Origin of the sequence: Sphaerimonospora thailandensis (assembly GCF_016863115.1) — a bacterium.
Lineage (GTDB): Bacteria > Actinomycetota > Actinomycetes > Streptosporangiales > Streptosporangiaceae > Sphaerimonospora > Sphaerimonospora cavernae.
On sequence record NZ_BOOG01000011.1, the window covers coordinates 13,662 to 31,257 of the forward strand.

At 68.3% G+C, this 17,596-nt stretch carries 17 protein-coding genes and 1 pseudogene; 11 read left to right on the plus strand and 7 right to left on the minus strand.

Annotated elements, in window-relative coordinates; genetic code table 11:
* Window positions 1–31 precede the first annotated feature (31 nt).
* The 4 genes from Mth01_RS05325 to Mth01_RS05340 all read right to left on the minus strand — a co-directional run bounded on the left by Mth01_RS05325 (window position 32) and on the right by Mth01_RS05340 (window position 3,276).
* Window positions 32–1,519, minus strand: coding sequence for an FAD-binding oxidoreductase (locus Mth01_RS05325; protein WP_204012172.1), 1,488 nt, complete (start codon window positions 1,517–1,519; stop codon window positions 32–34).
* Between the two features lie 113 nt (window positions 1,520–1,632).
* Entirely contained in the window at window positions 1,633–2,334 is a 702-nt protein-coding gene (locus Mth01_RS05330; RefSeq protein ID WP_204012175.1) for a DUF1648 domain-containing protein, read from the minus strand.
* Complete coding sequence (locus Mth01_RS05335; RefSeq protein WP_204012177.1) at window positions 2,324–2,608, minus strand: metalloregulator ArsR/SmtB family transcription factor; 285 nt, start codon at window positions 2,606–2,608, stop codon at window positions 2,324–2,326. Before Mth01_RS05335 ends, Mth01_RS05330 begins: the two co-directional genes overlap by 11 nt.
* 248 nt (window positions 2,609–2,856) lie before the next feature.
* A complete protein-coding gene (locus Mth01_RS05340; RefSeq protein WP_204012178.1) occupies window positions 2,857–3,276 on the minus strand; it encodes a DoxX family protein in 420 nt (139 codons plus the stop codon).
* A gap of 76 nt (window positions 3,277–3,352) precedes the next feature.
* Between Mth01_RS05340 and Mth01_RS05345 the strand changes: the two genes are divergently transcribed.
* From Mth01_RS05345 to Mth01_RS05355, 3 genes and pseudogenes are all read left to right on the plus strand, one after another.
* On the plus strand, window positions 3,353–3,826 hold the full coding sequence (locus Mth01_RS05345; RefSeq protein ID WP_204012184.1) for a MarR family winged helix-turn-helix transcriptional regulator: 474 nt from the start codon (window positions 3,353–3,355) through the stop codon (window positions 3,824–3,826).
* 131 nt (window positions 3,827–3,957) lie between these two features.
* Window positions 3,958–4,119: pseudogene (locus Mth01_RS05350) on the plus strand (hypothetical protein); the annotation flags it as partial.
* 98 nt (window positions 4,120–4,217) lie between these two features.
* Entirely contained in the window at window positions 4,218–4,823 is a 606-nt protein-coding gene (locus Mth01_RS05355) for a hypothetical protein (RefSeq protein WP_204012185.1), read from the plus strand.
* A 267-nt stretch (window positions 4,824–5,090) separates the two neighbouring features.
* Here the strand turns inward: Mth01_RS05355 and Mth01_RS05360 are convergent, their stop codons facing one another.
* Together Mth01_RS05360 and Mth01_RS05365 are read right to left on the minus strand one after the other, a co-directional pair.
* Window positions 5,091–5,495 carry a type II toxin-antitoxin system VapC family toxin gene (locus Mth01_RS05360; protein ID WP_239089379.1) on the minus strand — a complete coding sequence of 135 codons (405 nt, stop codon included), beginning with the start codon at window positions 5,493–5,495 and terminating at the stop codon, window positions 5,091–5,093.
* Window positions 5,488–5,766 (minus strand): type II toxin-antitoxin system Phd/YefM family antitoxin, encoded by a 279-nt coding sequence (locus Mth01_RS05365; RefSeq protein ID WP_204012188.1) that lies wholly within the window; start codon window positions 5,764–5,766, stop codon window positions 5,488–5,490. The genes Mth01_RS05360 and Mth01_RS05365 overlap by 8 nt, the downstream gene beginning before the upstream one ends.
* A gap of 134 nt (window positions 5,767–5,900) precedes the next feature.
* Here Mth01_RS05365 and Mth01_RS30350 point away from each other — a divergent pair, with 134 nt between their 5' ends.
* The 3 genes from Mth01_RS30350 to metX all read left to right on the plus strand — a co-directional run bounded on the left by Mth01_RS30350 (window position 5,901) and on the right by metX (window position 8,727).
* Window positions 5,901–5,972 (plus strand): putative leader peptide, encoded by a 72-nt coding sequence (locus Mth01_RS30350; RefSeq protein WP_407695923.1) that lies wholly within the window; start codon window positions 5,901–5,903, stop codon window positions 5,970–5,972.
* A gap of 221 nt (window positions 5,973–6,193) precedes the next feature.
* Window positions 6,194–7,519 carry a bifunctional o-acetylhomoserine/o-acetylserine sulfhydrylase gene (locus tag Mth01_RS05370; RefSeq protein WP_204012190.1) on the plus strand — a complete coding sequence of 442 codons (1,326 nt, stop codon included), beginning with the start codon at window positions 6,194–6,196 and terminating at the stop codon, window positions 7,517–7,519.
* Between the two features lie 14 nt (window positions 7,520–7,533).
* The gene (gene metX / locus Mth01_RS05375; protein ID WP_204012643.1) at window positions 7,534–8,727 is read left to right on the plus strand and encodes a homoserine O-acetyltransferase MetX; all 1,194 of its coding nucleotides are present in this window, start codon (window positions 7,534–7,536) and stop codon (window positions 8,725–8,727) included.
* Window positions 8,728–8,755: 28 nt separating this feature from the next.
* Here the strand turns inward: metX and Mth01_RS05380 are convergent, their stop codons facing one another.
* Entirely contained in the window at window positions 8,756–9,172 is a 417-nt protein-coding gene (locus Mth01_RS05380; RefSeq protein WP_204012197.1) for a recombinase family protein, read from the minus strand.
* Window positions 9,173–9,407: 235 nt separating this feature from the next.
* On the opposite strand from Mth01_RS05380, the gene Mth01_RS05385 reads away from it, so the two are divergent.
* The 5 genes from Mth01_RS05385 (at window position 9,408) to Mth01_RS05405 (ending at window position 17,592) form a co-directional block, all read left to right on the plus strand.
* On the plus strand, window positions 9,408–10,292 hold the full coding sequence (locus Mth01_RS05385) for a helix-turn-helix domain-containing protein (protein WP_204012198.1): 885 nt from the start codon (window positions 9,408–9,410) through the stop codon (window positions 10,290–10,292).
* Window positions 10,289–10,501, plus strand: a complete 213-nt coding sequence (locus Mth01_RS05390) for a DUF397 domain-containing protein (protein WP_204012199.1) — start codon at window positions 10,289–10,291, stop codon at window positions 10,499–10,501. The genes Mth01_RS05385 and Mth01_RS05390 overlap by 4 nt, the downstream gene beginning before the upstream one ends.
* Before the next feature lie 84 nt (window positions 10,502–10,585).
* Window positions 10,586–11,506 carry a 1-aminocyclopropane-1-carboxylate deaminase/D-cysteine desulfhydrase gene (locus Mth01_RS05395; protein ID WP_239089380.1) on the plus strand — a complete coding sequence of 307 codons (921 nt, stop codon included), beginning with the start codon at window positions 10,586–10,588 and terminating at the stop codon, window positions 11,504–11,506.
* A gap of 193 nt (window positions 11,507–11,699) precedes the next feature.
* Window positions 11,700–12,527: a tryptophan 2,3-dioxygenase gene (locus Mth01_RS05400; RefSeq protein WP_204012201.1), complete on the plus strand. Its 828-nt coding sequence runs from the start codon at window positions 11,700–11,702 to the stop codon at window positions 12,525–12,527.
* Between the two features lie 34 nt (window positions 12,528–12,561).
* A complete protein-coding gene (locus tag Mth01_RS05405; RefSeq protein ID WP_239089381.1) occupies window positions 12,562–17,592 on the plus strand; it encodes an NAD-glutamate dehydrogenase in 5,031 nt (1,676 codons plus the stop codon).
* Window positions 17,593–17,596: the final 4 nt, after the last annotated feature.

The window sequence follows — 17,596 nt, forward strand, 5'->3', positions numbered from 1 at the left end:
AGCAGCGTGACAATGGCCGCTTCGCGGTGGGTCAGATGCCCTGGGGGAGGCGGAACAGGCGGTCGGGGTCGTAGACGGCCTTGACCCGGGCCAGCCGGGCGGCGTTCGCGCCGTAGTACTGCCGCCGCCAGTCCGCCAACTCGGGGTCGATGTAGTTGACATAGGCGTGGTCGCCGAAGTGCGGCCGCATCGCCGCGTGCGCCGCACGCGCCCAGGCGGAGGCCCCCGTCATGTGGGCGTAGTACTGCACGGTGAACAGCGCGCGGCGGTGGGGGAAGGCGGTCGCGTCCGGCCGCACGCGGCCGATCGCGCCGCCGAGCGCGTCGAGCAGCACCGAGTGCCGACCAGCCGAGGCCACCTGCCTGATCAGCGCCTTGATCCCGGCCGGCGACAGCGGTGCGTACGCGATGTGCGACTTGGCGGTGAACGCGTCGCGGACGAGCCGTCCCTTCGAGGTCTCCCCGGGAAGCGAGCCGGGCCGGTGGCACTGCGCGACCGACAGACCGGAGCACCCGGCCATGACCATCATCGCGTGATCGTACGGCGACTGCGCCACATAGCGGCTCGACGGGCCGGCGCCCACGCGGTCCACCAGCGTCCGCAGCAGCCGTTCGCACCCGGACTTTCCTCCGACGTAGAGGCCGCCGACCATGACATCGGGCGACGGGTCATGGTCGAGGTGGAGGTTCGACCACAGTTCGTCCGGCGCGTACGGCGCCCACGCCTGCCAGGCCCGCAGCACGGCCGCCGCCCTGGACCAGGGCCAGTGCAGGAAGAACAGCGTGACGTCCCGGGTGGCGTGGGTGCGGAAGGTGAACGACGTCGCCACGCCGAAGTTGCCGCCGCCGCCTCCACGTGAGGCCCAGAAGAGGTCGGAGTTCGAGGTGGCCGAGCAGGTCAGCGTCCGCCCGTCGGCCGTCACGATCCGCACGGATTCCAGCACGTCACAGGTCAGGCCGTACTTCCTGGAAACGACGCCGAGGCCGCCGCCGAGCGTGAGCCCGGCGACGCCGACGGTCGGGCAGGAGCCGGCCGGGATGCTCACCCCGTGCGCGGCGAGCTTGGCGTAGACGTCGACGAGCCGGGCGCCCGCGCCGATCGTGGCGTGGCCGCCCGAGTAGGAGACCTTGCTCATCGGCGACACGTCGATGACCAGCCCGTTCCGGGAGGTCGACCAGCCCGCGTAGCTGTGCCCGCCCGATCTGGAGGTCACCGGCACCCCGAACCGCCGGGCGAACGCCACGCACTCGGCCACGTCGGCCGCCGTCGAGCAGTAGGCGATGCCCGCCGGCCGCACCGAGTCGTACGCGCTGTTGAACAGGCGGCGGGCCGGGTCGTAGGAGGCGTCCCCGGGCCGGATCAGGCGCCCGTCGAGGCCGCGTCCCAGCGCCGCCCACTCGGCCACGCTCGCGCCGCTCGCTGACAGGCCGCCGGCCGTCGCGGTGCCGCATGCGGCCGTGCCGTACGCGAGAACGGTCCCGGCCATCGCCGAGACGCGCAGGAAATTCCGCCTGTCCATGCTGGGTCACTCTCCGAGGTGTCGATCTACCTCGTTGAGACGCCCGATGATCCGGCCAGGTTGGTCACATCTCCATCACCCCCGTGGGGTCTCACCCCCCCCGTGATCTCGCACTAGCTCTGTCGGGGATCGAGAGACCACCAGGAATAGAACGTCACGGTGAGGCCGGTGGCGACGGTGCCGACAAGCAGGATCGCGGTGAGTGCCGGAACCGGCAGCACGAAGCCGAACGCCAGCATGATCAGTCCCAGCCCGGCGAACATCCGTCCGGCCATTCGCTGGGCGCGTGGCGTGATCTGTAGGTCCTGTGCCGCCTGTCGACCGCCCGTGCCGGTGGCCGAGCCGCCTCGGATCTTCGGGAGGTAGTTGCCGAGCAGCAGGTAGAGAATGCCCACCCCCGCGAAGGCGACGCGAACGACGGGGATCTCACCGCCGGTGGCATTGATGATGATCGCGCCGTGGCCACCTAAGAACAGGAGGAGCAGGCCCATCCAGACGGCCGTCATGAAGCGCGCCCTGGCCGCCATTTCCTGCCGGGGGATCAGAAACGGCAGGGCGGCGAACAGGGCGCTGACGGCGAGCATGACCAGTGGGAGTTCGACGAGAGCGCCGGTTTTGCCGCTGAAGCCGTCAGCCGTCCCGGAGCCATTCCAGTGGGTGGGGATCCGGGCGTCTTCCGGGATATGGATCCATCCCCAGATGGATACGCCTGCCGAAGCCAGTAAGGCGACGGCCGTACCGATGAGCCCGCGACGAAGGTAACGGCGCTTGCTGTCGGTGGATTCGGAGGATTCGGTGGATTCGTCAGTCGTCATCGACACTCCTCTCACTCCCGATCCTGAACATTTCGAGGAGTGCGCCCAGCGCCTCCTCCAGCAGGGACAGATGCAGGTGGTACACGATCGATGTCCCGTGCCGCTCGCCGTAGATCAGGCCCGCTTCCCGTAGCAGGCGAAGGTGGCCGGACAGGGTCGGCTTGGCGATGTCGAAGTGCTCGGCGAGCTCGCCGGCCGACCGTTCGCGCCGGCGCAGCAGCGCGATGATCTGGCGGCGGGTCGGGTGGGCGAGTGCTTCGTAGACCCTGTTCATCGTGTTCGGCGGTGGTTTCCGGGCTCTTCCACGGGTTCTTTCCTAGTTAGCTAACTACCAAATTAATATCCACAAGATCTTCTGTCCAGCCGTAGCCGTCCGGTCACGTTAACGGCGTGCCGATTCGAAGTCGATGCGGCTGTGGGTGATGAGCCGGGCCCGGCACCGATCATGGCGTGACCTCGGGTGAAAGAGGCCGTGCTCATCGGTGACAGGTCGATGACGAGCCCGTTCTGTACGCGTTCGCCTCAGGCGCGCGAGCTGACTCGCCGCTGCCAGAGAGTGTCGAGGGCGAGCGTGCCGCCACCGCTGAAGCCGATCGCCAACGCCGCCACGGCGAGGGCGAGGACGTACTCGTATCCGCCCTCGCCCACCGAGAAGCCGTTGGCTCCGTGAACGAAGACGATCGCACCGAGCATGTTGAGCGCGAGCAGGGTTCCGACGACCGGCAGGACGGCGCCCAGGATGAGGGCGAGGCCGCCGGCCACCTCCAGTACGGCGACTGCCGGTGCTGCCAGCCCGGGTAGCGGAACCCCGATCTGCTCGAAGAACGCCGTGGTTCCGGGCAGTCCCATGGTCGTGAACTTCTGCCAGCCGTGCATGAGGAAGATGACCCCGATGCCGACCCGGCCGATCAGTAAGGCGATGGGGCGAATCTGAGCGAGCATGCGCTGACTCCTTTCGTTCGAATTTGAACGGATCTTAGTTGATGGTTCAAATTTGAACAAGACCTATACTTGGCGGGTGAAGGAACCCCGTTGGCTCAGCGAGCGTGAGTTCGACGCCTGGCTGGCCTACCTCACGACGTCGCACCTGTTGGAACGCCGGATCGAGGAACAGTTGAAGGCCGACTCGGGCCTGACTCACTCGCAGTACGAGATCTTGGCCCGGCTTTCGGCTGCCCCCGGCAAGAGATTGCGCATGACCGAACTGGCCCGTCTGGTGGTCGTCTCGAAGAGCAGGCTCAGCTACCAGATCGGCCGGCTGGAGAAGATCGGACTGGTCGAGCGGGTGAGCTGCGCCTCGGACGAGCGGGGCGTCGTGGCAACGCTCACCGGTGAAGGAGCGCGCTGCCTGGAGCGGACCGCGCCCGGCCATCTGGCCGTCGTCCGGGCCTTCCTCATCGACCACTGCAGTCCGGACGAGTTGACGACCATGACGCGGATCATGCGGAAGGCGGCGGCGGCGATGGAGGCGGCCGGGTCTCCACCTTCATGATCTTGAGGGTACTGATGGTGGAAGGCGCCTACGGCGCGGCACAGCCTCTCCCAGCGCCGATGCCAAGGCCTGGTCGCGAGAGAACCGAACGAGATCGCCACACCCTGCAGGCATGAGCGGACGAGTTCCCCTACGCCAGCAGCAAACAGGGCGCCAAGGACGCCAACGGGCACTACTCGATCATGTACATCCCGGCACGGCAGAACAACCTCCACGGTCGGTACCTGTCGGCGTTCTACTCGCGCTATCGCGTGGGCACCGACAACAAGTTCTGGGTGAGAATCGTGGACTAGGTGATCCACTAGCAGAGTGATCGCGACACTGCTCTGGCGCGGCCCGCTTCCCGGCGTGCCGCGCCAGGGTGATTCCCCCATCCGAACAGGACTCGACTATGGCTTTCCCCAACGAGCGTTACGACCTGCTCAACGAGTATGAACTGCACGACGTTTTCATCGGCGCCTGGTGCAAGGGCCTGAGCGTCGCCGAGGCCGCCGCCCGGCTGCGGGTCGATCCCGATTCGGCCACCGAGTGTGTATGGGCGGAGATCGGCGACGGCCTGGGTGAGCTGGATGCGGAGACCGGCGTGGTGTGGATCGGCGAGCAAGCTCCCGGCTGGACGCAGATCATCCAGTACGCGGGCCTGCACATCGGCATCAACGAGCCGCAGCTGGAGCTCTCCGACGGCGGCGCGCTCCTCTACCTGGGCTGGCCGCTGCTGGAATTGGAGGGCCCAGAGGACCTGGAGTACGTGGTGGACGGGCGCGCGCTCACGAGCGTGTCCCTGGCCGACCCCGACGTCAGGTGCGGCCCCGAGCCCGACGTGCTGGACCGGTACATGGACGGGCTGCCCCTGGACCAGGAAACCCCAGTGGACGAGCTGCTCGACGCCGCTTTCCAGCTCGTCGGCCGGGTCACCGGACGAGAACTAGACGCCGCCTGGCTGCGTGGCAGCCACACTCGGTACATCATCCCGGCTGGTGCCTGGGACCTGAAGTAGCGGCCGGCCACTGGCCACGTCATGCCGACGAGCACGGCAGCGACGGGCGGCCTGCCGTGCGCTCATCCTGGCTGTCTCGTCGGCGTTGTCAAGGGTGTGCAGGTCGTCCGATGCAACCGGACTGGGTGACTCATCATGGCACCGGATGCGACCGAAGTGATGTCGTCGCAGCTTCTTCGTGTTGATGCCGGGTTGGTGCACGCGGCCGCCGAACTTTCCCGCTTCGCTCAGTTCGGCGGCCCCGCCACGCGCGCTGCCGACCTGCTGTCAAACCGGAACGACTGCCACCATGCTCTCAAGGCCGATGAAATCGGCGGGGTTCCGTGTGTAGAGCGACAGGCCACGGTTGGAGGCCACTGCGGCGATCATGAGGTCCATCCGACGGGGTCGGGGATCACGGCCCGCGGCCAAGGTGAGAGCCACGAGGGTTCCGTAACGAGCAGCGGCGTCGCCGTCAAACGGTAGCGGTTCGAAGTCGGCGACGGCCGCCCCAAGCTTCTCCATTCGGGCGGCTCTGGCGGTGGCGTCCTTCGCCATGGCGACACCTTGATGAAGTTCGGCCAGGGTAATCGCAGTGATCTCGGGGATAACGGGCAGGTCTGCGGGATCGATCACGCCGAGATCGATGTAGACACAGGTGTCGAGCACGCCGGACTGTTGCCGGTCAGGCACGGCTGCGCTCCCAGGGGTCGTCATCTCCGACGCGATCCTCCGTCCCGAAGAACTCGTCGGCTTCCCGCCGCATCTCGGCGTAGTCGACACGCGGCAGTCGACGGTGCCGGGCCACCAGTTCCTCGGCCGTAAGACGGCGTCGGCGGGCCAAGGGCCGTAGCTCGGCGACCTCAATGCCGTTGCGAGTGATGTGGTAGACCTCGCCGTTCTCCACCGCGTCCATAACTGCAGCAGAGTTGTTGCGGAACTCTCGCTGGGTGATGGTCTTCATGACACCATCGTAGCTCGGTGTGTCTCTTAGTGCTACGGGAGAGTGATGTCTCATGACTTCCCGGACCGGGCCGAGATTTTGGTCACAAGGGCTGGCTTTTGGGGCGCGCACATGGTTGCCTTAATCGTGTGATCATGCTGGTGATCCGTCGCCACGTCGACTACCTGCGCGTTGCCAGCGCCATGTGTTCCGTCGCCATGCGCTGAGGCCGTGCCGCGCCGTCCACCGGCGCCCTGAAGCTTTCCTTCGCCGCCGCCCGGGTCTCGTCCGGGGTGGCGTTCCCAATGCCTGCCCGATGTCGTGCACGGTGACGATCACCCATCCCACCGCCCGCCGAACCCTGACGGCCGCCCGGCTGTGCCCGTACAGGGCACATGACTACCAGCTGTAAACCAGTTTCAGGCTGTCCGATAACCTACGGAGAACCATGAGCGAGCAGCACACCGAATCCGCCCCCGCCTCCGCGAACTGGTCTTTCGAGACCCAGCAGGTGCACGCCGGAGCCGTACCCGACCCGACCACCGGCGCCCGCGCGGTGCCGATCTACCAGACGACCTCGTTCGTCTTCCGCGACACTCAGCACGCGGCGGGCGTGTTCGCCCTGACCGAGCCGGGCAATATCTACACCCGGCTGGGCAACCCCACCCAGGACGTCTTCGAGCAGCGCGTGACCGCGCTCGAGGGCGGCGTCGCCGCAGTGGCGCTGGCCTCGGGGCAGGCCGCGGAGACCATGGCGATCCTCAACCTGGCCGGTTCCGGCGACCACGTGGTCTCCAGCTCAACGATCTACGGTGGCACCTACAACCTGCTCCGCCACACGATGCGCAAGCTCGGCATCGAGGTGACCTTCGTCGACCCCGACGACCTGGACGCCTGGCGGGACGCCATCCGCCCGAACACCAAGGCGCTGTTCGCCGAGTCCGTCGGCAACCCCAAGGGCAACGTGCTGGACGTGCGGGCCGTCGCGGACGTCGCCCACGCGGCGGGTCTCCCTCTCATCGTGGACAACACGCTGCCCACGCCGTACCTGATGCGTCCGCTCGAGCACGGCGCCGACATCGTCGTCCACTCGGCGACGAAGTTCATCGGCGGCCACGGCACGACGATCGCCGGTGTCGTGGTGGACGGCGGCACGTTCGACTTCGGCGCCCACCCCGAGCGCTTCCCGGACTTCAGCGAGCCCGACCCCACCTACAACGGGCTGCGCTACTGGCCGGCTCTCGGCCCGGGCGCGTACGCCATCAAGCTCCGCGTCCAACTGCTGCGCGACCTCGGCATGGCGCTGTCCCCGCACTCCGCCTTCCTCCTGCTGCAGGGGATCGAGACGCTGTCCCTGCGGATGGAACGGCACTCGGCCAACGCCCAGGCCCTGGCCGAATGGCTGGAGCAGCGGGACGAGGTCGCGGCGGTGCACCACCCCGGTCTGCCCTCCAGCCGTTGGTACGACGCCCGTCAGCGCTACCTGCCGCGCGGCGCGGGGGCGGTCTTCGCCTTCGAACTGCGTGACGGCATCGAGGCGGGCAAGCGGTTCGTCGAAGGCGTGGAGCTGTTCAGCCATCTGGCCAACATGGGCGACGTGCGCAGCCTGATCATCCACCCGGCGTCGACCACTCACAGCCAGCTGAACGAGGAGGAGCTCGCCGCCGCGGGTGTCGCGCCCGGGCTGGTACGGCTGTCGGTGGGCATCGAGAACATCGACGACCTCAAGGCCGATCTGGAGGCCGGTTTCCGAGCGGCCAAGGCGGCGTCTTGACCGTACGGCAGGGCATGGCGCGGGAGGGGACGGCGCGGGAGGGCGTCGCGAACCTCCCGCCGCCACCGGCGACCGGCGCGTGGCAGGAGGGGGACCCTCCTGGCGATCGCCGATGGATGACGCCGGACAGCCCGCTGCCGCTTGAGGCGGGGGGCGAGCTGCCCGGCGTCCGCGTCGCGTACGAGACGTGGGGGCGGCTCGCACCGGACGGCTCCAACGCGGTCCTGGTGCTGCACGCCCTGACCGGCGACAGCCACGTCGTGGGCCCGGCCGGTCCGGGCCACCCGACCGCCGGCTGGTGGGAGGGGCTCATCGGGCCGGGCCGCGCACTCGACACCGACCGCTGGTTCGTCGTCGCGCCCAACGTGCTCGGCGGCTGCCAGGGCAGCACGGGCCCCTCCTCCCGCCGTCCGGACGGACGGCGCTGGGGCGGGGCCTTCCCGTTCCTGACCCAGCGTGACCAGGTGGCGGCCGAGGCCCACCTCGCTGACGCGCTGGGGATCGAGAGCTGGGCGCTCGTGATCGGCGGGTCGATGGGCGGCATGCGCGCGCTGGAGTGGGCGGTGACCCACCCGGCGCGGGTGCGGTCGCTGCTGGTGCTGGCCTCCACGGGCGCGGCGAGCGCCGAACAGATCGCCTGGGCGGGCATCCAGCTGCACGCCATCCGGTCCGACCCGGGTTGGCGCGGCGGCGACTACCACGACGCGGGTCCGGGGCGGGGACCCCACGCGGGGCTCGGCATCGCGCGGCGGCTGGCCCACGTGACGTACCGCTGCGAGCCGGAGCTGCAGGCCCGGTTCGGCCGGCTGCCGCAGGGGGACGAGGACCCGTGGCGGGGCGGCCGCCGCCAGGTGGAGTCGTACCTCGACCACCACGCCGACAAGCTGGTACGCCGGTTCGACGCGGGCAGCTATGTCACGCTGGCCGAGGCGATGAACGCCCATGACATCGGCCGGGGGCGTGGTGGTACGGCTGCCGCGCTGTGTCGGGTCACCGCCCGGACGATCGTGGCCGGCATCGACTCCGACCGGCTCTACCCGCTCGTCCAGCAGGCGGAGCTCGCCGACGGCATCCCAGGGGCTGACCGGCTACGGGTGATCGAGTCGCCGCACGGCCACGACGGCTTCCTGATCGAGGTCGACCAGGTCGCCTCCCTCGTCAGGGAACTCACCGCCGACCAACCCCGTCTCGCCGCCGAGTGTCGCTGACAGGCCCCGCCCGGAATCGATCACGACGTTAGTGCTGTCGAAACACCGTTTCGACAGCATCTTCGTCATGGTCGATTGCGTCGGCTGTTGAAGTATCCCCGAGCCGGCCAGGCCTGGCCGTCGATTTCTCATGCTTTGCGCCCATCACGTGTACGGCTGCTCCGGCGAGGTCTTCGAGCTTCTCCAGCATGAAGCTCCGTATGAGGCGGTGGCCGGACAGGTCGTTCAGCGTCGGGACCACCACGTCGTACGCCTCGGCCCGCTGGAGCTCGTCGAGTAGCTCGGTGAAGGCGGGAAACCTGCCCGGCTCGTCCTCATAGAAGATCGTGACGAGGTGGTAGCCCTCGGCCTCCGCGAAGCGCTTCATGGCCTTCTCGCGGTCGCGGATGGCCTGATCGGCCTCGCCGTCGTGGAGGCGCATGTAGCCGTACATCAAGGGTTCCACCCGCGCACCGCTCCTCTCTGATCTTCGGTGAGCCGCCCGACGCACTGAGACAACTACAGTGCGCGAACGGACGAATCTGATGAGTGACCAGAGTGAAGCACTGAGAAATGACGCCGCGCAAGGTTTCGTTTGAAATACTTACCTCGATGGCCACACTCGCATAAGTTCATTGCAAAGCGTTCGACCGGATGCTTTCATTGCGAGTGAAAGACGAATCTCAAGACGAGGAGGCGGGATGATAGAGGGCGCTTCTGGCTCTACCGTGCCAAGGCGACAACTTGGCCGATACCTGCGCGATCTGCGCAATCGTGCACGGCTTAGTGTCAAAGCGGCAGCCGAAGCGCTGGAATGGTCAGAAACGAAAATCTGGCGTATCGAAACCGGGCAGACCTCGATGCGCTCACTCGACGTCGAGAGCATTTGCCGCATTTACGGTGCCCCCGACGATTTGACGCAATCGCTCATGGCGCTCGCGAAAGAGACCAAGGCGCGTGGTTGGTGGCTGAGCTACAGCGACGTCATCAACGAGGGCTTCGACGTCTACATCGGGCTGGAGGAGGCCGCCGCCTGCCTCCGCTGGTACGAGATGGAACTCGTCCCAGGGCTGTTCCAGATCGCGGACTATGCCCGCACGCTGATCCGCGCCGACAACCCCGACAACGACACCGCCGAGATCGAACGGCGTGTTCAGCTCCGCATCGCCAGGCAGACATTGCTCACCCGGGTAACGAACCGGCCCGAGCTACGGGTTGTGCTGGGCGAGGCGATCCTGCGCCGGCCGGTGGGCGGCGAGAAGGTCATGAGCGCACAGCTCACTCGGTTGATTGAGGTGAGCGATCTGCCCAATGTGGAGCTCAAGGTCATGCCGTTCGAAGCCGGGATGTATGCCGGAATCATGTCCGGCCCGTTCACCATGCTGGAGTTTCCCCTGAACGGCAACGGCAAGCCGACCGAGCCGCCGATCGTCTACGTGGACGGCTTCACCGGCGCGCTCTTCCTCGACAAGCCGCACGAGATCGAGCGGTACGACACCGCGTTCAACGACATCTGGAGGGCCGCTCTAGACGAGGCGGCATCACGAGATCTGATCGCCAAGGCAGCAAGGGAGTTCGAACAATGAGCAGCGACGAACTGGCCACGGCCAGATGGTTCAAGAGCAGTCGTTCCAACGGCCAGAACAACTGCGTCGAGGTGGCCTTCCTCGGCAGCGGGCGCGTCGCCCTGCGTGACACCAAAGACAGGGGCGCCGGTCCGGTACACGTCTTCACCCCCGGCGAGTGGGACGCCTTCATCGAGGGCGCCAAACTCGGCGAATTCGACCGAGCCTAACCCCAACCCGCGCCCCGAGGCAGGTACGGCTTCCGCCTCCTGATCATAAGGAGGTGGAAGCCGGGTGAAATCTATACTGGCGGGGTGAACGGGGGAGACGTCGGCGGCCTGGGGGAGCGGGTGGAGCTCGGGCGGGCTCGGGCCGTACCGCTCACGGAACTCCACGACGACCGCCTCGCCGCGGCCGGGGTACGGCTGCTGCTCAAGCGAGACGATCTGCTCCATCCGCTCCTGCCCGGCAACAAGTACCGGAAGCTGCGCCACAACCTGACCCGCGCCGCCGAACTCGGCCACGAAACGCTGCTGACGTACGGCGGGGCCTACTCCAACCACATCCGGGCCGTCGCGGCGGCCGGCGCCGAGTTCGGGTTCCGTACGATCGGCGTCATACGTGGTGAGGAGCACCTGCCGCTCAACGACACGTTGGCGTTCGCGACCGGGTGCGGAATGCGGCTGGTGTACGTGGACCGGACGAGCTACCGGGCCAAGGACGACCCGGAGGCCGTCGAGGCGCTGCGACGCCGGTTCGGCGACTTCTACCGGCTGCCCGAGGGCGGCAGCAACGAGCTGGCGGTGCTCGGCTGCGCCGAACTGCCGGCCGAGATCGACGTGCCGTTCAACCTCGTCTGCTGCCCGGTCGGCACCGGCGGCACGCTGGCCGGCATCGCCGCCGGGCTGGCCCCCGGTCAGCGTGCGCTCGGATTCTCCGTGCTCAAAGGCGGCCGGTTCCTCGCCGAGACCGTCGCCCACCTCCAGCAGGTCGCGTACGGCGGCATGTCGGCGAACTGGTCGATCAGTTACGACTTCCACGCGGGCGGCTACGCCAAGCGGAACGCCGATCTCGACGCCTTCATCACCGACTTCGCCGACCGCCACGGCATGGTGCTCGAATGGGTCTACGTCGCCAAGATGCTCTGGGGGATCTTCACCCTGGCCGAGTACGGCGAGTTTCCCTCCGGGACGACCATCGTCGCCGTGATCACCGCCCCGATCACCAGGGCGTGACAGTCAGGCGTCGTGTTCGACGGCGTCGGGACCCATTTGGCGTGATCACCAAGGTCCGGTCTCGGTCGTGGCAGGCCTTGCGATTTGGCGTGCATCGAGTTGGCGTCTGTGGTGTTATGGGGTGATATCGGGGACGGTGGCCGAGCTTCTGATCAATGGGGATCGGAGGGCCCTGCCGCCGGAGGGGTGACGCATGCCTGTAACGCCGAGTCGGCGAGCCGGCACGGGGGGCGAACGGAACGAACCCCCTCCGCGTAGCTTCGGAGAGGAAGGCGGACGCCTGTCCTACGGCGGCTACCTCCGGCTGCCCGGTCTGCTCGCCCAGCAGGAACCAAGGTCCGACGCCAGCGACGAACTGCTGTTCATCACCGTCCACCAGGTCTACGAACTCTGGTTCAAGCTGCTGCTGCACGAGCTGGAGCGGATCAGGGACGCGATGATCGAGGGCTCGCTGTGGCGGGCCAGGCATCTTTTCCGCCGGGTTCACTCGGTGGAGCGGGTCATGGTCGAGCAGGTGCAGGTCATCGAGACCATGACGCCGCAGGACTTCCTCGAGTTCCGGTCGGCGCTCGCTCCGGCGAGCGGGTTCCAGTCGGTCCAGTTCCGCGAGCTGGAGTTCCTCTCGGGGGCGAAGGACCCGGTGTATCTGGCCCGTCTGCGGGACGTCGGCGACGCGGAAACCGCTCGGCTCAAACGGCGTCTCGCGGAACCCTCGTTGTGGGATGCTTACCTCACCGCTCTCTCCCAGCGCGGCCTGCCGGTCTCCGACGACGAGATCATGGATTCCCTGCTGGCGGTGGCAAGGGACCGCGGATCGCACGATGATCTGTGGGAGCTCGCCGAGGATCTCCTCACCCACGACGAGACCACCGCTCTCTGGCGGATGCGGCACGTCCAGATGGTCGAACGCCAGATCGGCACCAAATCCGGCACTGGCGGCTCGTCCGGCGCGCCGTACCTGAGAGGGCGGACGCGCATGCATTTCTTCCCCCTTCTCTGGGAACTACGGGCGTGGCTTTGATTTCTCAAGGCTCACAAAGGAGTGAGTAAGCGACATGCCGCTCGATATGCCGGTCAACGGGAATGAGCCGGACACGGCACTGGATCAGATCCTCCGTACGGCCGCCGACAGGTGCGTGCACACACCGGGAGCGCACACCCCGGGAACGGTCCCGGGACCGCAGGCCCCCGATGAGGGGACACCCGGCGCACCGGACCTGTGCACCCAGGTCTCCGGCGCGCATCGGATGCGGGCAGAGGACGCACTGGTCTTCCTCCGGCAGTACTACATGCACGTCGCCCCGGAGGACCTGGTCGACCGCGACCCCGTGAACGTCTCCGGGCCCGCCATGGCCCACCGCCGGTTGGCCGAGAACCGGCCGCAGGGCCGCGCCCTGGTCCGGGTCTTCACACCGGCCCTCCCTGGCTGCGGCTGGGACTCCGGCCACTCGGTCGTCCAGATCGTCACCGACGACATGCCGTTCCTGGTCGACTCCGTCACGACAGAGCTCGACCGTCACGAGCTCCGCACCCACCTGGTCGTCCACCCGCAGATGCCGGTTCGCCGCGACATGACCGGCGCGCTCCTCGACCCGGGTCAGGACGCCGTCACGGGCCAGACGCTGCGCGAGTCGTGGATACACATCGAGATCGACCGGCAGTCCGACCCGGCCGTCCTCGCAGGGCTCGAAGACGACCTGCGGCGGGTGCTGCTCGACGTCCGCTGCGCGGTCGAGGACTTCGCCAAGATGCGGGCCCTGGCCGTACGGACCGCGGAGGACCTGGCCGCGGACCCGCCGCCGCTGGAACGCGCCGGGGTCGACGACAGCGTCGAGTTGCTGCGCTGGCTCGCCGACGGGCACTACACGTTCCTCGGTTTCCGGGAATATCGCCTGGAGCAGACCGAGAAGGGGGAGAGCCTGCGCGCGGTGCCCGGCACCGGGCTCGGCGTCCTGCGCGCCGACAAGGCAGGGTCGGCCAGCTTCGCTGCGATGCCGCCCGAGCTGCGCGCCAAGGCCCGCGAGAAGCAGGTGATGATCGTCACCAAGGCCAACAGCCGGGCGACGGTCTACCGTCCCCACTACCTCGACTACGTCGGCGTGAAGCTCTTCTCCCCGGAGGGGGAGGTGATCGGCGAGCGGCGTTTTCTGGGGCTGTTCACGCACGTCGCGTACAACGAGTCGATCTCGCGGATCCCGGTGCTGCGGCGCAAGCTCGCCGACGTGCTCGACCTGGCCGGGCTGTCTCCGGACAGCCACGACGGCAAGGACCTGATCGAGATACTGGAGACCTACCCGCGCGCCGAGCTGTTCCAGATCTCGGTGGAGGAGCTGCTGGCGATCGCCCTCGGCGTGCTGCGGCTGCGGGAGCGCAAGCAGGTCAAACTGTTCCTGCGCCGTGACGACTACGGCCGCTACATCTCGTGCCTGATCTTCCTGCCGCGCGACCGCTACACCACCAAGGTGCGGCTGCAGATGCAGCAGATCCTGCTGGACGTCCTCGGCGGCACCACGCTCGACTACAGCGCGATGATCGGAGAGGCCGCGCTGGCCCGCCTGCACGTGGTGATCCGCGGTGAGCGCGGCACCCAGCTGGGGGAACTGCCGGCCGACGTGGAGGAGCTGGAGGCGCGGCTCGCCGCCACCACACGCTCCTGGGAGGACGACCTCGCCGCCGCGATCCATGAGCTGTGCTCACCGGAGGAGGCGCCGAGGCTGCTGCGCCGGTACGGCACGGCCTTCCCCGAGGGGTACAAGGCCGACTTCCCGGCGCGTACCGCCGTAGCCGACCTGGAGCGGCTGGAGCGGATCGCCGACGATCCCTCTGAGATCGGGATGGACCTCTACGAGCCGGACGACGCGGCCGACGACGAGCGCAGGTTCAAGCTGTACAAGCTGGGCGCTCCGGTCTCGCTGTCGCGGGTGCTGCCGCTGCTGCAGCGGATGGGCGTGGAGGTCGTCGACGAGCGGCCGTACGAGATCCACCGGACCAACGACGGCGACACCCGGGACGCCTGGATCTACGACTTCGGCCTGCGCTACGCCCCCTCGGGCGACGTGGGCGGCGACGCCTTCAAGCGGTTGTTCCAGGACGCGTTCGCGGTGCTGTGGCGCGGCGAGGTGGAGGACGACGGCTTCAACGCGCTCGTGCTGGCCGCCGGCCTGTCGTGGGAACAGGCCGAGATCCTGCGGGCCTACGCCAAATATCTGCGGCAGGCCGGGACGACCTTCAGCGAGGCCTACATCGAGAAGGTGCTGCTCGGCAACGTGCGGCTGGCCCGGCTGCTGGTCCGGCTCTTCGAGGCCCGTCACGACCCGCGCCGCCCGGAGGAGGCCAGGTCGGAGGTCTGCGAGGCGCTGCGTGAGGAGGTGCTGGCCTCGCTGGACGAGGTCGCCTCACTCGACGAGGACCGCATCCTGCGGGCCTACCTGGAGTTGATCGAGGCGACGCTGCGGACGAACGCCTTCCAGCCCGACGGCGCCGGTGGCCGCGACACCGGTACGGCCGGCAGCCGGTTCGTCTCCGGGAAGCGCAAGCCGTACCTGTCGCTGAAGTTCGACTCGCAGGCGATCAGCGTGCTGCCGCTGCCGCGGCCGAAGTATGAGATCTATGTTTACTCGCCGCGCGTCGAGGGCGTGCACCTGCGGTTCGGGAAGGTGGCCCGCGGCGGCCTGCGCTGGTCTGACCGCATGGAGGACTTCCGTACGGAGATCCTCGGCCTGGTCAAGGCGCAGATGGTGAAAAACACCGTCATCGTGCCGACCGGGTCGAAGGGCGGCTTCGTCGTGAAGCGCCCGCCGACCGGCGGCCGGGACGAGCTGCAGGCCGAGGGCGTGGCATGCTACCGCCACTTCATCTCGGGCCTGCTCGACGTGACCGACAACCTGGTCGCGGGCGAGGTCGTGCCGCCGTCGCACGTCGTCCGGCACGACGGCGACGACACCTACCTGGTGGTGGCCGCAGACAAGGGCACGGCGAAGTTCTCCGACATCGCCAACGGCGTGGCCAAGGACTACGGCTTCTGGCTCGGCGACGCCTTCGCCTCCGGCGGCTCGGTCGGCTACGACCACAAGGCGATGGGCATCACCGCGCGCGGCGCCTGGGAGTCGGTGAAGTACCACTTCAGGAGCCTCGGCGTCGACGTCCAGACCACCGACTTCACCGTGGTCGGCATCGGCGACATGTCCGGTGACGTGTTCGGCAACGGCATGCTGCTGTCGGAACACATCGGACTGGTGGCGGCCTTCGACCATCGGCACGTCTTCGTCGACCCGTCGCCCGACGCGACCCGCGGCTTCGCCGAGCGGCGGCGGCTGTTCGAGCTGCCGCGCAGCTCGTGGGACGACTACGACCGCTCGCTGATCTCGGCGGGTGGCGGGGTCTGGCCCCGCACCGCGAAGTCGATCCCGGTCTCCCCGCAGATGCGGGCCGCGCTCGGCATCCCCGACGGGGTGACCGGGCTGGCGCCGAACGACCTGATCAGCGCCGTCCTCCGGGCCCCCGTCGACCTGCTGTGGAACGGCGGCATCGGCACGTACGTCAAGGCGGCGTCGGAGAGCCACGCCGAGGTCGGCGACAAGGCCAACGACCCGCTGCGCGTCAACGGGGCCGAGCTGCGCTGCAAGGTGGTCGGCGAGGGAGGCAACCTCGGCTTCACCCAGCTCGCCCGGATAGAGTTCGCGCGGAGCGGCGGCCTGATCAACACCGACTTCATCGACAACTCGGCCGGGGTGGACACCTCCGACCACGAGGTGAACATCAAGATCCTGCTCGACCAGGTCGTACGCGACGGCAACGTGACGGCGGAGCAGCGCAACGCGCTCTTCCTCGACATGACGGGCGAGGTCGGCCGGCTGGTGCTGGAGGACAACCACGCGCAGAACGTGGTGCTCGCCGCGGCCCGGGCGCAGGCGCCCGAGATGCTGCACATCCACGCACGGTATGTCCGGCGGCTGGAGCGGGCCGGCCTGCTGAACCGGGAGCTGGAGTTCCTGCCGTCGGACAAGGCCCTCGCCGAGCGCCGGCAGGCCGGGCTCGGGCTGACCGGCCCGGAGTTCGCCGTGCTGCTCGCCTACACCAAGCTGGTGGTGGACGCCGAGCTGCTCCAGTCGGACATCCCGGACGATCCGTACCTCGCGTCCTGGCTGGTGTCGTACTTCCCGACCGCGCTGCGCGAGCGGTTCCGCACGTACATGGACTCCCACCCGCTGCGGCGGGAGATCATCACCACGGGCGTGGTGAACGACGTGGTCAACTTCGGCGGGACGAGCTTCGTGTTCCGCTTCACCGAGGAGACCGGGGCCTCGACGTCCGACATCGTGCGGGCCTACCTGGTGACCCGTGAGGTGTTCGATCTGCCCGGGTTCGTCCGCCAGATAGAGTCACTCGACCACGACGTGGACAGCGCCACCCGGCTCACCATGCTGTTCGAGGCGCGCAAGCTGTCCGAGCGCGGCACCCGCTGGCTGCTCGGCAACCGCAGGCCGCCGCTCGACCTCGCGGCCACGGGGAAGGTCTTCCTCGACGGCGCGAGGGACCTGCTGCCGCACCTGCCGAAGCTGCTGACCGGCTCCGACCTGTCGGCCTACGAGGAGCGCAGGGACTCCTTCGCCGCTCGCGGCGTGCCGGACGAGCTGGCCGAGCGGGTCGCGGCGATGGTGCCCGCCTACTCCACCTTCGACCTGGTCGAGACCGCCGCGTTCACCGGCAGGCCGGTGGACGAGGTGGCCGAGGTCTACTTCGACCTGGCCGACCGGCTGCAGATCGCCCGTCTGCGAGAGCGGGTGATCGCGCTGCCTCGCGACACCCGGTGGAACTCGATCGCCCGCGCGGCGCTGCGCGACGACCTGTACGCGGCGCACGCCGCGCTCACCCGCGACGTGCTGATCCACAGTGAGCCGGGCCTGTCGCCGGAGGAGCGGCTCATCCACTGGACCGAGGTGAACGAGGCCGCCGTCACGCGGGCACGCCAGACGCTGTCGGAGATCTGGGAGAGCGACACCTTCGATCTCGCCACGCTGTCGGTGGCCCTGCGTGCCGTACGGACCCTCGTCTCGTCCAGCAAGCTCCCGCAACCAGGAGCGTGATCGC

Coding starts and splice junctions, on each gene's coding strand:
- Mth01_RS05325 (WP_204012172.1), bottom strand. CDS start 1,519: ATGGACAGGCGGAATTTCCTGCGCGTCTCGGCGATGGCCGGGACCGTT.
- Mth01_RS05330 (WP_204012175.1), bottom strand. CDS start 2,334: ATGACGACTGACGAATCCACCGAATCCTCCGAATCCACCGACAGCAAG.
- Mth01_RS05335 (WP_204012177.1), bottom strand. CDS start 2,608: ATGAACAGGGTCTACGAAGCACTCGCCCACCCGACCCGCCGCCAGATC.
- Mth01_RS05340 (WP_204012178.1), bottom strand. CDS start 3,276: ATGCTCGCTCAGATTCGCCCCATCGCCTTACTGATCGGCCGGGTCGGC.
- Mth01_RS05355 (WP_204012185.1), top strand. CDS start 4,218: ATGGCTTTCCCCAACGAGCGTTACGACCTGCTCAACGAGTATGAACTG.
- Mth01_RS05365 (WP_204012188.1), bottom strand. CDS start 5,766: ATGAAGACCATCACCCAGCGAGAGTTCCGCAACAACTCTGCTGCAGTT.
- Mth01_RS05370 (WP_204012190.1), top strand. CDS start 6,194: ATGAGCGAGCAGCACACCGAATCCGCCCCCGCCTCCGCGAACTGGTCT.
- metX (WP_204012643.1), top strand. CDS start 7,534: ATGGCGCGGGAGGGGACGGCGCGGGAGGGCGTCGCGAACCTCCCGCCG.
- Mth01_RS05385 (WP_204012198.1), top strand. CDS start 9,408: ATGATAGAGGGCGCTTCTGGCTCTACCGTGCCAAGGCGACAACTTGGC.
- Mth01_RS05390 (WP_204012199.1), top strand. CDS start 10,289: ATGAGCAGCGACGAACTGGCCACGGCCAGATGGTTCAAGAGCAGTCGT.
- Mth01_RS05400 (WP_204012201.1), top strand. CDS start 11,700: ATGCCTGTAACGCCGAGTCGGCGAGCCGGCACGGGGGGCGAACGGAAC.
- Mth01_RS05405 (WP_239089381.1), top strand. CDS start 12,562: ATGCCGCTCGATATGCCGGTCAACGGGAATGAGCCGGACACGGCACTG.